Below are 12,532 nucleotides of genomic sequence, written 5' to 3'. Positions count from 1 at the left end.
TGTGCGGTGAATAAGCGCCTCCGTTCAAGGCATGGTTCGCCACGAGGAAGGATTCACGGCCATGAGGTCTTGCCTAGGCCGTTCGCGCGGCGAGGAGAGGTAATTATTTCCGTACGTTTTTCAGGGTCGGCCCGGTTGCCGGCGCTCCAGGCGGGATGTTCGGGCGATTGCGGGGGCACGTCGTTTGCCGCCGCCCAGGTGCACGACCGCCAGGACTTCCACCCGGTCCCCTGGCAGATTCAATCCACCCAAACCCGATAGGAGACAGCTATGGCAACCGCATTTTCAGAAGACGCTTCGCTGCCCGGTTCGCGCCCCGCGATCGTCGGAACGCCCCGGGATATTCCCGAGGGTCCGGGACCCGAGGTGATGGCGGCGAGCACGCTCGAAGGCGACGAGGTCGTTAACGGCACGGGGGAGAACCTCGGCAAGATCAAGGAAATAATGATCGACGTGCCGAGCGGCCAGGTCGCCTATGCCGTGCTTTCGTCCGGCGGGCTGCTCGGCATCGGCGACAAGCTGTTCGCCATCCCGTGGGCGGCCCTGACCCTGGACGTGGAACGCAAGTGCTTCATCCTGGACGTCGACGCCGAGCGCCTGAAAATGGCGCCGGGGTTCGACAAGGACCATTGGCCGTCGATGGCCGACACCTCATGGGCCAGTGAAGTCCATGCCTACTATGGACAGCGCAATTACTGGCAATCCCGCGATCTGTAACGGCTGTCCCCCGGCGGGCGGCGCCGTCCGGCCGCCCGCCGGATTTTCATGCATGTCCCCGATCTCGGTGGTGCATGCGGACAGATTCTAGTGCTCGAACACGGCCGCATCGCCGAACGCGGCACGCCCGCGGACCTGCTGCGGCACCGTGGCCTTCTGCCTGCACAGCCCGGCGCGGAAGGGCCACGGGGCGGAATCGGCAGGCATTTCGCCCGGCGCATAGGACATGCTCCATGGTCCCAAGGCGCATCCGCTCGTCGGGTATCTCCCTTGCCCGATACCTCTATCCCTGTTCCCTTTGGAGATCGACGCAATGAAGAATGCCTCCGATAAAGACAAGGCAACCCCGCTGTCCGGAACCGGGACACGCAGCGAGACGTCCGCGCCGGAAAAGGACAAGGATCGTACCGCGCCGCAAACCGGCCGCCGCGCTCCCAAGGATTCATCCGGCCGCCAGAGCCATAAAACCCCTGGCCGGGGACCCGGCTCGGACACCCTTGAGATCGCCACCGAAGTCGCGGACGAGGAAGGCCTTACTGCCCCCGATACCGAGGACACCCAGATTCCCGAACGGAAGCCCTAAGGCGTCGCGAGGTCGTCTGCTCCCGCCTTCGGCCATTGCCTCCAGACGGGCCGGTTTCGGGAAATACGCTGCGAATCCGGCCGTCGCCGCGGATCGAGAGGCTGATCCGCGCGGTGCGGCATGCCTGCACGCGATCGTCACTTCCGCCGGATGTCCGCCTTGCGCGGCGGCTTGCCGCGCGTCTGCGGCGCGTTGTCGCGCAAAGGGGGGACGGCGTTCAGGCAGGCCTGCTTGTCTTCCTCGCCCAGATCGATCAGCGCCAGCAGCGCCGCCACCGGCGTGATCGCCGCCAGCGCCGCGGCGGCGGCCACGCGCATGCCGATCGGGCGCTTGTCGAGGCGTACTTCGGGATCGGCAAAATTTCCCTCCACGTGCAGCGGCGCGCGCAGCGCGGCCGGTGAAATGTCCTTGGGCGCGGTCTTGAAGACCAGATCGAGCCGCTCGTCCGACAGGGAAATGCTGCCCGAGCCCTGCACCGTGCTGTCGCTGGTTTCGATCAGCGCCACCGTGGGCTCCGCCATGCCGTTCCGAACGCCGACCGAGGCCACGGCGCAGCGCATGGCCAGCGGGTCGTCGCCACGCACCAGCACGCCCAGCGCCTGGGCAATGTCCAGGCCCAGCGCTTCGACCAGCAGATGCGAGATCTTGCCGTCGCGCACCCACATTTGCAGTTCACCGTTCAGCGTCGCCAGGATGCGCGCGGTCGAACGGCCGTCGCCGGTCAGGCGCGCGCGGCCCGCGAGAATGCCGCTCACGTAGCCGGAAGAGGCCGCGCGGTCGGCCGGATTGCGCGTCTTGATGAAGCGGTCGAGCTGAATGCCGGACCAGTTCAGTTCGGCGGTCCAGCGCGGCGTCTCCCGGCGCGCGTCGAACGCCACCTTGCCGCGCACCGTGCCGTTCGACGTTCCGGCCACCAGGTCGAGTATCGACAGCTGGCGCTCCTCCAGGATGAGATGACCGCGCAGCGGCGCCATCTTCTCCAGTTGGTCGGAGCCCAGGTCGAGCGCGTCGAGGGCGATGCTCACGTCGGCATCCATCGCCGCCAGCGACGGAATGTCGAACTCGCGCTGCGGCAGCACCCGCCGGCCGGCATCCGCGGCGGCGGCTGGCGCCGGGCTCCGTCCTCCGGTGCTCCGGTTCGGCGACGCGCCGACGGCCGGACCCAGGTCCTTCAGCGCCAGCAGCGTGCCGCCCAGGCGCCCGGTCAGGCGGGGGACCTTGCCGCCCGGATCGTAGCGGAAGTCGCCGTTGAGCCGGGACTGGCCCACCGCCAGCGCCTCGACCGCCGCCGACCAGACGTCCCCTTCCTTACGGGCCTGCCCATGCATCGAAAACGATGCGGTCGTCGGCAGCGTCACCCCGAAAATGCGGCCCACGGCCGCCAGCGAGGCGCCGGAAAGGCGAAACGTCCCGTCGGCCTCGGCGAGATGGGGAATTCCTTTCGCCTGCCCGGTGAACGCGAATTGCGTGGCGCCCACCCGCAGCTCCAGCCGGATCGGCAAGGCCGTGTCTCCGGCCTGCGCGTCGGCCAGCGCCGACAGCGCGCTGATCCGCGCATGCCCGACCATGGGCTGGCCGCGATACGCGCCCGTCACGTCGGCCTGCAGGCCGGGAACGGCCGCTGCGCCGGGAGTGCCTGCCGGCGCCTCCGCCGTCTGGCGGATGTTCACCTGCACCTTCAACCGGCTGGGTACATCGTCGATGCGGATATCACCCTCGCCCAGACTCAGACGGCCGAAAGCGGGCAGCACCAGCGGCTCGTCCTCGTCCGGGCGGGCGGGGCGGAAACGCCAGTTGGCCTGCCCCGCGGCATTGCGCGCCAATACCAGCTCGACGCGGTCCGCCGCCAGGGCCGTGATGTACGGGCGGCGGGGCGGTCCGGCTTCCCGGTCCTCGCGCGACGGTTTCCGGCCGGCCAGCGAGAAGAGGGTGGCATACGGCACCGCCAGATCCAGCCCGTCCGCGCGCAGCAGGTCCCGCTGCTCCTCGCCGAAGCCGCTGTCGGACGGCGGCGGCCCGATCACGAACCGGCCCATGTGCGTGCGCAGCGAACCCAGAAAACGGATGCCGAAGCGGCCGTCGATCGTCACTTCCCGCTTCAGCAGCGCGGACAGGCCGCGCTCCGCCGGCCAGCGCAGGAAGGGCCACGCCATCCATTCCAGCAGCGCTACGACCGCCACGGCCAGGACCACCCAGAACCACGGCCGGCGCAGCAGCGCGGGCGAGACCCGGCCCGACTGCCCTTGCCGTTGGTTTCGCATGGCGTTCATCTCTTTCGCGTCCATTCCTCGCTCAGTCCGGCGTGTCAAAAGAGGAGGTGGGCCTGCGTCCGGCGTCAATCCATCGTGTCACCTGTCCCGTACCGGCGGCGGCGTTACCTGCGGTTCGGTCGGCTCCGGATCGATTTCGGGCGGCGGGGGAACGTCCACCTCGGGCGGCGGCACGTTGCCCGGAACGACGTCGGGATTGGGATTCGGGTTGGGGATGGGATTCGGATCAGTAATGGGGTTGGGACGAGGAGGAGGGATTTCAGGCTCGTTCTGAGGCCCGGCCGGCTCTCCCGGCCCCGGGATGGCGGTCTCGGCCAGTCGGCAGCCGCTCGTCCGCCGGTACTCGATAAATGCGCTGTTCATTGCCACCTCCATGGTTCCCGCGCCGGCGCGCTTTTCTCGCGCGACCGGCGTGTCGAATGCGAAGAGTGTCCGATCCGTCCAGACCACACGCATGCGGGCAATCGACGTGCCCGGCATCCGGACGCGAACCCACGCGCGGGATCGAGACGCGGGTTCTCGCGAGCCGCGTCCGTTACGGGCGGACGACGATATCGTTGCGCACGTCCTTCACCCCCGAGGTGTTGCGCGCAATGGTTTCGGCCTTCGATTTTTCATTCGCGGCCTTGGCGAATCCCGACAGCTGTACGACGCCATGCAACGTCTCCACCTTGATGGCCATGGCGCTTACGTCGCGATCCTCCGCGAACTTGGCTTTCACCCGCGTGGTGATGGTCGAGTCGTCTATGTACTCCCCGACGGTGGATTTGTCCGGCGTCGCTGCACCGGCCGCGGGGCCGATACCCAGGAAGCCGGCGATCACGAGCGTAGCGAGAGTCGTTCTAGCGTTGTTCATCACAGTCTCCTTAGTCATGGTGAATCACATGCGGCCGCACGGCGCCGAGCGACACTTCCATGCTAGAGATTCGGCCGGATGAATACTGTGGGAGACGGCCGAATGTTCAGTCGGCCATGTCCTACAGAAAGGGTCGGAAATAATGAGGCCGGCTTTTGGTTCCGGCCGCCGATGGAAAGTTGTAAACGGGTGATCGGCCAAAGTCCATCAAGGCTGCGGGGGACTTTTGCCCTACTTCGTGCCAGGCTTTTTTATTTCGGCTGAAACATGATGATGCCCATGCCCGTAAGTGCAACCAAAACACCGGCCATATCCCAGTGGGTCGGGCGTACTCCATCAACGACCCATAGCCATACGATAGCTACACCGATGTAAACACCGCCGTAGGCTGCGTAAACGCGCCCGGCGGCTGTTTCGTGCATCGTCAAAAGCCACGCGAAGACGGCAAGACTTGCGGCGGCAGGCAGCAGCAGCCATGCCGATTTTCCTTCTTTTAGCCACAGGTACGGCAGGTAGCAACCAATGATTTCGGCCAGTGCGGTTGCTACGTACAGCGCAAATGTCTTCATCGAGGAAGGCTCCGTTCGTTCGCCCAGTGTCGCAGCTTATGCCACAGCTGCGACCGCCCTTAGCGTCCCCATGTGGGCATGGGCAGGGCTTCGGCGAAACGGCAATAAATCGTCAATAGTACGGGCTATGTTCATAACTAGCGGAGAGGACGGAAACTGGTATCGGTGTCGATCTCGCAACACAGTAGATTCAGTGCCGCTTTTTTTTGTAGTCAATTTCAAAAAATTACGAGGAGAGGGCGGTTTCTGGTCCCTAACGACTCGTTGCGGACCTTCAAGAAAAGGCAAAGCAGCCGTTCATGAACGTTTGAGCTGAGCCGCGATCGCCATGCCGGTGCGAGTCGGTTCGAGCGCAGGGTTAGGCCGCAGTTTCGGTGCCGCCAAGCTGCAAGACCATGTGTACCTTGGCCTTGTAGCCCGAAGGCGTGAGGATGACCATTGGCTCGACGCCCCAAGCGGAGAACCCGACGGACTCGTACAGCCGGAAGGCGGCCTCGTTGCCCTGCGTGACCGTGAGGCGGAGCATGCGAAGACCTGGCCTGGCACGAGCCGCGGAAATGGCTGCCTGCATGAGCATGGCACCCGCGCCCAGGCGGCGCGCCCCGGGCCTGACATACATGCCGATGACGAGCGCGGAGTGCTGGGTTTTCGGTTTGGCCGAGTACTCCAGCGCCACCGTGCCGACCAGTTGCTCCGCTTGGAAGGCACCGAAGCATTGACTGAGGCCGGAGGCTGAAGCGATGCGGTTGGTCCACCACGACAGCGGCTCCTTGATGCGCTCCTCAGCCGTGGAGGTGAAGGCATCAGCGGCCTGAACGTAAGCCTCTAGCATGAGCTCACGATACTGCGAGGCATCTGATGCGGTGAGGGCGGAGATGCGCATTGGCTCTGCGGCCTAACGTTGGAAATAACCCACCGCCGGAGCGCAGCGGAAGGAACCCAAAGCGAAGCTTTGGGCGGTCGGGTTGATTGACAGGTTAGGCCTTGCGCCGTTTGAGAATGGCTTCGGTTTTCTTACGGAATTCATCTGAAAAATGGCTTTGAATTAATGTTGGTTCTGGTTGGTTTTCTACGGGCGTAGCTGGTTCGTTTGTGAGGCTGCCTATGAATTCCTGTGTTGTTGACCATGAAAACACAGAATTTCGAGCATCGTTTAAATAGAGCACTTGGCCGGTGTTGGTATCCAAGCAGAGCACATCATGCCAATCGCCCCAAAATGGGACTTGATATGTTTGGATATCCCAATCTTCCCTGATTCCTAGGCCATCTTGGATTTCTTGGTACGACCAGAACGGGAAATTTATTCGTTCAATCTTGTTCGTTCTGATGTAGTCAAAAGGCGCACCAATTTCCTCAATGGATTGTAGGAAAGCAATGTGAACGGCATTCATGGAGAGGCCTAACGTTCAAGGTAAGGAGCGCTGCGCGACGCTTTTATCGCGCAGCGTCCAGTGACCGAAGGAAGCGGCTTGACCGCAGTGTTAGGCTGACAATATCTCATAGCAGAAGGATGCTTGCCAACAGACCTGCCGAGAGCGACAGGCCAACGGCAAGACCGCATATTTCGACCCGAGCCATTGGTGGGCGCTGACCAATGGAAGACCACGAGCGGCGACGAGAGGACGAGTGGATATAGACGAGCACGACCAAGATAAGCACGATAACAAGCACAGATTTGACGGCCAATGCTCCCCAGACGCCGTTGATTCTTGGAGAAATGAACCCGCACACGAATGCAAACGACAAACAGGCAACAAACTTCGGGTAGTACCGACGAATGGGAAGGTGGTGTTCACGGCCTTTCTCGTCAACGCTTGAAACGACGAATGCCATCCATGTTTTTTTGAAGTCTCGGCAGAGCTCTTCATCGGGCAGCATATGGAAGCCTAACGTTCAAGGTAACCAGCCTGCACGGCTTTTTGCGCAGGTCCAGTTGACCGCAGGGTTGGGCACCTTTGCGTCATGGTGTGGTTCGGACGATAAGTACTAGCCCCGCGATGCCTGCAAGAAATGGAAGAATGAATTCGACGGTTACGCGCGCCCACGAGATTGGCCCGACAAGCCTTTGGATGAGCAGGTGGTTATCAAGGTGGCCAGCATTGCGCCACATGGCGCCGACCCGACGCTCTTGCTCTCGAAGCTCCTCACGCTCTTCCTCGGTTAGCTTCTTATCTTCGAGGAACAGCTTCCGAAGGTTTTCATATCCCACAGAGTCTTCGTCCCATGCCTTGGCCATTTGTGACATGCGCCAAGCCATAAAATCTCCGAAAGCTGATACGAGGAAAGAAATGAGGAAGAAGGCGACAACGGCGCCGACGAGCCAAAGCATGGCCCCCCTATCTGCCTGCGAGAACTCAAGGCCAAGGGCTGAAATCTTTGTTGGCACGAAGCCCGTCTTAGCGACCGCCATTGCGATGACGCTTGAGATGAGAAGCGATTTACGTACGCTCCGCGTATAAGGCGTCAGCGGGTCGGTGACTCGGATGATGTCTGCTTCAAACGGATTCACGAGCGTTCCTAAGGTGCCCAACAGTTAATAAGCAGACCGATCGGTCCGCCTATGCATATTCGAGTGGACGCGATAGAAACACCAAAACTCCAATAGTTTGCAAGGCTTTCCGAGCATTTCGTTCGTTATTTTTCTCACGAAAAAGGAGACAGGCGATCAAGCACTAATTCGGATTGTGCATCTTCCTGAGGTGAATGTCCGATTTGTGGCAACGAGCGGGTACGGCTGCTTCTGGCCGACTCCTGTCGGATTTCTCGATTATGGCATCAGGCAGACATCAGCCGCCAGTCCTATGACTCTTGACGACCCGAAGCGGTCGTTGGACCAAGGGAAGCAGACAGTAACGTCTGAAATCACCGGCCTGAGCGGCTTTTCGCGCAGGTCCGGTGCATTGATGGGTTAGCCGTGTGGGCCATACAGCACCTGACTTATCCATTTGTTGAGATCATCTCTGTCGAGCTTGCCAAGTTGATAGCAATCCCGCTGGATTCGCTTAATTGCGTCTCGCGTTAGGTAGGTGCTGGTGACGATGAATGCCTTTGATGCACCAAACTCGTTTCGAGTATCGGCCAACTCCCGAATAACGGACAGCCCTACCTTATTTCCCGGATTCTTCTTCTTCGCTTGCCAGAGTGTCTTAAACAAGCCGAGCGGTCCCTGATCCTTTACTGCGATCACATCAACGCCGCCGTCTTTCGTTCCTTCCATGAGCTCAACCGTATATCCATCCGCCTCCAACAACTCGGCAATAAGCTTCTCGAATTGTCTCCAGTGCAATTCATCCAGGCCACCTGGACGATACAGCAACGATTGAAGTACGGAGTGGCTTGGCGATAAACGAGCCACCTCCACTCGAGACTCGGGAAGTGCGATTACGCTTGGCTGGAAGAAATACTCAGCATCGACGTCAGTACTCCACTCACCGGCCTTGGTTTCTTGATAAGGCGTAAATAAACCGAGCACCCGCGACTGCTCATTTGCCGCAAGGATTTGGCCAACGTATTCATCCAGGGCGGGGTATGCATCGTGTGCTTCGTCCACGATAACAAGGAAGCTCGTATCCTCACCCAGTGCCAATATTTCACGACCAAGATCCGAAGTATGCAAATTGTGGGAAGTCACCACCAGTCCAGTTGCTTTTCCGGCCCGTAGATCGTCAACCGAGGTACCCAAGACCAAATTGTCAGTTTCGGCACTACGCCGCCAGTGTTCTGCGAGGGCGCGATGATGGCTGACAACAAGCGCGTAGTCGTTTCCCTGCCGTCGCAGCACCTCATGGGCGGCATAACAGGCAACGGTCGTCTTTCCCATTCCGGCGCTGGCGACTAAACGTGTGCGTCTCTTCTTGTCTGAAATGAATTGCTCGACAAAGGCCAACTGCCAGTCGGCGAGCTGAATATTGGCTTGCTTCGGAGGCATGGATGTAAGTGCGAAAGGCACCTGCTTATGGCGGTTAACGTTGGAGGTAAGGGGCTGCGGCGTAAAAGCGACTGGCCGGAGAAGCCACGCCGGTCCCGCAGTTCCGCTTGACCGAAAGGTTAGAGCTCAAGACACACCTCTCGTGGAGAGGGCAACTTTAATGCAGATCTCTTTCGGGCAATAAGCTCTTCAATGTGTGATTTGAAGCTCGTATTGTCTTCAACAAGTTTTCGAAGTTCAGTGCAGCGATACTTGAGTTGCACCACCCAATTAATGTCTCGGTCGTCTGCTTCAAGAGCCAACTCAAAATAATTCTTCGCGTCATTGATGAAGCCCATCAAGCCAGACGACACACCAGCATGAAATTTGGCCCATATATCACGGCTAACCTCACTTTTTTGTTGAAGATGAACAGAGGCGCTTTCGATTGTAAGAAAGCGCTCCCGAAGCTTTAGAACCTCCTCTTTCGCACGCTCCGCCACCGTTGTCGCAACGCTCTCGAACTGAATTTCGTCACTGAACGCTTGGAAGGGTTCGATGCGATATCCGTCATCAAACGAAAGAAAATCGTTGCCCGACCACAGCCAGCAGCTCCCTACATTAAGGAAGGTTCCTTTGGCGAAGTTTGAGGGTTGGAACTCGATAACCCCGACCCACCAACCATGATCATCAAGCCATGTGCGTGACGTTCCTTTTCGTGTGCAGCCAAGAGGGCCAAGAACTGCTTTAGCCGATTTCGCAATAAGAAGATTGTGATCAGTAGCCATAACAAACTCTAACGTTGAAAGTAAGGGGCGCCGCGTGGGGCGTTGTGATCGAAGAGCGCCCGCTTATTCGGCGTCCCTTTGACTGGCGGGTTAGGCGCAGGCGTTGGTATAAGCATGATGGGTAAGAGCATAGCGCAGACGGCGGATTAATGAGAAGCGGCGTTGGTGCGAAGCGCAGGCGCTGGCGCACCCAAGGGGGAAGCGCAATCTTGGCCGGGGCGAGGACGATTGGCTGCGGCGGCGGTTGTTCCCGCGAGCCGTCGATGCAAGCTTCCGACGATGAGCGGAGAGATCACGGTTTGTGTTGTCGCAAGCACCCACTCAGGAAACGTGGCGGGTGCGGCCTAACGTAGAAGTGAGCGGCCTGCGCGGCTTTTTGCGCAGGTCCGCTCGACTACCGGGTTAGCCGCAGCGCTTAACGAGTGCATTGTTGGCGCGTGTCCTTGGAGAGCAACAGAAGCAAGAAGGCCACGAGCAGTAACGCTATGACCCAGGAAGCCATAGGCGCATTACCAACACTCAAGCGGCTAATGAACCAGCTACCGAAGCGAATGAGTTGGATACCTACAGCAGCCAAACCCAGCCACCATGCCCAGGCAAAGCGATGCCAAAGACCGAATGCGACTAAGCCGCCAACGAAAATTGCGGCCAGCGTGGCTGGAAGCATGAGGCTGTACTTGAGAGTGCCGAGTTCGCCGGTGTTGAAAAAGTGAAGCAGCATCCCCCCTACAACCATCAAGACGTAGGCTGCAGTAACAACACTGGCGAGCTTGGAGTGCGATGGATTCATAGCGGCTAACGTCATAGCTCAGCGGGCGGCGAAGCCGTCCGCTGGAGCGAAGGGTTAGGCGTCGCTCTCACGGCGCAGAGTCTTCTGGTGGCAGCGGGCATTCGACTTCTTTGAGTCGCCTCCTCGCGACTGCTCGCTGTTCGGCAGTGAACAGTGCGCGCCAAGGCTCTCGCAGAACTGCGTACTCGACGCTCAGGCGAAGGTTCTCTTTGCCGCGAAGAAACAACTCGGTGAACCCTTGAGATGGCTTGTTGGTAGCAAGGAGGCGATCGGCGGTGCCTTTGCCTCCATGTTCTCCGAGCATGCGCAAAAATGGCGCGGAGCGGTAGGGCGGCCTCAATTTGAGGGCGGCATCGTATATGGCGAGTAGTTCTTGATGGAAGCTTTCTGCCAACTCGTTCATCACTTCGTACTCCTCAGAGGATCTGCGGTGGCTCGTGCCGCCGCATCGGGTTTATTTGCGACGCCTAACGCCCAGGTTAACCGGCAAAAATGCGGAGCATTTTTGTCCGTGTTGAACCTACAGTTAGGCAGCGCGCGGTACTTGGCGCTAGTTTGATGCTACCCGATGCTTGCGTGACGTTTGGGTTTCACGATTTGGTTGGGCATATTTCGACTACCTTTGCCATGAGGATGTACGGGCCCTCTGGGCCGATGTCCTCGTGCAAAGCTTTCCACCCTTGGGACTTGTAGAACTGAACCGCGTTCTCATTGGCCGTGAGGCACTTGAGACGTGGATCTTTGGTGAAGTAAGTTGCGCACCTGTTCAGCAGCGCTTGGCCAATGCCTCGACGAATGGCTGAAGGATGAACAAACAGGTTGTGCAGGAAACTGTCTGGCGCCCAGATCGAGGCAAAGCCCAGTATCTTTTGATCTGAGAGAGCGACCAACACCTTCTCATCCTTCGTGTGCAAATCAAAGTCAGATGTTTGATGCAGCGCGGAGGGGTTCCAGGTGAAAGTTGCGTTGCGTGAAGCCACGTACAAGAGGCCAAGTGCCTCTCTATCCGCTTCTTCAAACTCGCGCACAACGATATCCATTTCGATGCCTAACGTTTGACGTGAGGGGCCGCCGTAGCGGCGAAGCCGCGAAGGGAACCCACAAGCGCAGCTTGTGGGCGGTCCCTCTCGACGGATTTGTTGGGCGTAATTTTCGCGAGCACGGCCATTAGTAAACATCTACCGCGAGGCCTTGAAACTCCATCGCCTCTTTGAAGTTCTTCAATAGCCTTGCTTGCTCCTCTGCGGGTGCCTCATGAAACGGACGAAGGCGCCCCCACTGTGCGAACGCATCTCGCTTAATGCTTACGCTTGGTCTGCCGCCGCTAAAGCCACTTTCAACTTCAATCTCAATCTTCTGGCCATTTTCTCTGTATTCACACGTAAAGCGCCCGGTGAATTGGACTACAAATCCAGAATCGCTTTCGACGCCTTGTTTGTTCAACCACTTGAACACGACCGAAGCTCCTTTGGCTATGACGCCCAACGTTGAAAGTAAGGGGCGCCGCGTGGGGCGTTGTGATCGAAGAGCGCCCGCTTATTCGGCGTCCCTTTGACTGGCGGGTTAGGCGCAGGCGTTGGTATAAGCATGATGGGTAAGAGCATAGCGCAGACGGCGGATTAATGAGAAGCGGCGTTGGTGCGAAGCGCAGGCGCTGGCGCACCCAAGGGGGAAGCGCAATCTTGGCCGGGGCGAGGACGATTGGCTGCGGCGGCGGTTGTTCCCGCGAGCCGTCGATGCAAGCTTCCGACGATGAGCGGAGAGATCACGGTTTGTGTTGTCGCAAGCACCCACTCAGGAAACGTGGCGGGTGCGGCCTAACGTTAATTGTCACTCATGACGCAATGTTTTCCGTGATGACGTATAAAATCGGAAAAACACACTTTAATGTGCAGTGAAACTAATTCAATCAATAGGTTGCAAATATTTAGTAGAGCCTAAAAGCATGAGAAAAAACGTCATCACCGGACTCAGCCTCTCCAGCACAAGACAAACGAGAGGCGCACCATGTTTTTCAAGAGCATGAACACAACTCGAAGGACTGCTTTCGGG

At 59.3% G+C, this 12,532-nt stretch carries 16 protein-coding genes; 2 read left to right on the top strand and 14 right to left on the bottom strand.

Annotated features, from left to right (window positions below; genetic code table 11):
* Window positions 1-270 precede the first annotated feature (270 nt).
* A complete protein-coding gene (locus QM701_RS03290; RefSeq protein WP_415165665.1) occupies window positions 271-717 on the top strand; it encodes a PRC-barrel domain-containing protein in 447 nt (148 codons plus the stop codon).
* 313 nt (window positions 718-1,030) lie between these two features.
* Window positions 1,031-1,300 (top strand): hypothetical protein, encoded by a 270-nt coding sequence (locus QM701_RS03285; protein WP_415165664.1) that lies wholly within the window; start codon window positions 1,031-1,033, stop codon window positions 1,298-1,300.
* 137 nt (window positions 1,301-1,437) lie between these two features.
* Here QM701_RS03285 and QM701_RS03280 read toward each other — a convergent pair whose 3' ends face one another.
* The 14 genes from QM701_RS03280 to QM701_RS03215 all read right to left on the bottom strand — a co-directional run bounded on the left by QM701_RS03280 (window position 1,438) and on the right by QM701_RS03215 (window position 11,935).
* Window positions 1,438-3,570: an AsmA family protein gene (locus QM701_RS03280; protein WP_415165663.1), complete on the bottom strand. Its 2,133-nt coding sequence runs from the start codon at window positions 3,568-3,570 to the stop codon at window positions 1,438-1,440.
* A 78-nt stretch (window positions 3,571-3,648) separates the two neighbouring features.
* Entirely contained in the window at window positions 3,649-4,026 is a 378-nt protein-coding gene (locus QM701_RS03275; RefSeq protein WP_415165662.1) for a hypothetical protein, read from the bottom strand.
* A 79-nt stretch (window positions 4,027-4,105) separates the two neighbouring features.
* Complete coding sequence (locus QM701_RS03270) at window positions 4,106-4,426, bottom strand: BON domain-containing protein (RefSeq protein ID WP_415165661.1); 321 nt, start codon at window positions 4,424-4,426, stop codon at window positions 4,106-4,108.
* A 251-nt stretch (window positions 4,427-4,677) separates the two neighbouring features.
* A complete protein-coding gene (locus QM701_RS03265) occupies window positions 4,678-4,995 on the bottom strand; it encodes a YnfA family protein (protein WP_415165660.1) in 318 nt (105 codons plus the stop codon).
* A 358-nt stretch (window positions 4,996-5,353) separates the two neighbouring features.
* A complete protein-coding gene (locus tag QM701_RS03260) occupies window positions 5,354-5,878 on the bottom strand; it encodes a GNAT family N-acetyltransferase (protein ID WP_415165659.1) in 525 nt (174 codons plus the stop codon).
* 94 nt (window positions 5,879-5,972) lie between these two features.
* A complete protein-coding gene (locus tag QM701_RS03255) occupies window positions 5,973-6,386 on the bottom strand; it encodes a hypothetical protein (protein ID WP_415165658.1) in 414 nt (137 codons plus the stop codon).
* A gap of 106 nt (window positions 6,387-6,492) precedes the next feature.
* On the bottom strand, window positions 6,493-6,873 hold the full coding sequence (locus tag QM701_RS03250) for a hypothetical protein (protein ID WP_415165657.1): 381 nt from the start codon (window positions 6,871-6,873) through the stop codon (window positions 6,493-6,495).
* Between the two features lie 82 nt (window positions 6,874-6,955).
* Window positions 6,956-7,504, bottom strand: a complete 549-nt coding sequence (locus QM701_RS03245) for a hypothetical protein (RefSeq protein ID WP_415165656.1) — start codon at window positions 7,502-7,504, stop codon at window positions 6,956-6,958.
* A gap of 399 nt (window positions 7,505-7,903) precedes the next feature.
* Window positions 7,904-8,923 (bottom strand): restriction endonuclease, encoded by a 1,020-nt coding sequence (locus tag QM701_RS03240; protein WP_415165655.1) that lies wholly within the window; start codon window positions 8,921-8,923, stop codon window positions 7,904-7,906.
* A 119-nt stretch (window positions 8,924-9,042) separates the two neighbouring features.
* Window positions 9,043-9,690 carry a hypothetical protein gene (locus tag QM701_RS03235; RefSeq protein WP_415165654.1) on the bottom strand — a complete coding sequence of 216 codons (648 nt, stop codon included), beginning with the start codon at window positions 9,688-9,690 and terminating at the stop codon, window positions 9,043-9,045.
* 415 nt (window positions 9,691-10,105) lie between these two features.
* Window positions 10,106-10,480, bottom strand: coding sequence for a hypothetical protein (locus tag QM701_RS03230; RefSeq protein ID WP_415165653.1), 375 nt, complete (start codon window positions 10,478-10,480; stop codon window positions 10,106-10,108).
* 67 nt (window positions 10,481-10,547) lie between these two features.
* Window positions 10,548-10,883 (bottom strand): hypothetical protein, encoded by a 336-nt coding sequence (locus QM701_RS03225; RefSeq protein ID WP_415165652.1) that lies wholly within the window; start codon window positions 10,881-10,883, stop codon window positions 10,548-10,550.
* Between the two features lie 187 nt (window positions 10,884-11,070).
* The gene (locus tag QM701_RS03220) at window positions 11,071-11,520 is read right to left on the bottom strand and encodes a GNAT family N-acetyltransferase (RefSeq protein ID WP_415165651.1); all 450 of its coding nucleotides are present in this window, start codon (window positions 11,518-11,520) and stop codon (window positions 11,071-11,073) included.
* Window positions 11,521-11,647: 127 nt separating this feature from the next.
* Window positions 11,648-11,935 carry a hypothetical protein gene (locus QM701_RS03215; RefSeq protein ID WP_415165650.1) on the bottom strand — a complete coding sequence of 96 codons (288 nt, stop codon included), beginning with the start codon at window positions 11,933-11,935 and terminating at the stop codon, window positions 11,648-11,650.
* Window positions 11,936-12,532: the final 597 nt, after the last annotated feature.

The organism is Propionivibrio sp., from assembly GCF_047602565.1.
Taxonomy (GTDB): domain Bacteria; phylum Pseudomonadota; class Gammaproteobacteria; order Burkholderiales; family Rhodocyclaceae; genus Propionivibrio.
Note: the sequence above shows the minus strand (reverse complement) of the source record. Positions and strands in the feature narration are given on the sequence as shown.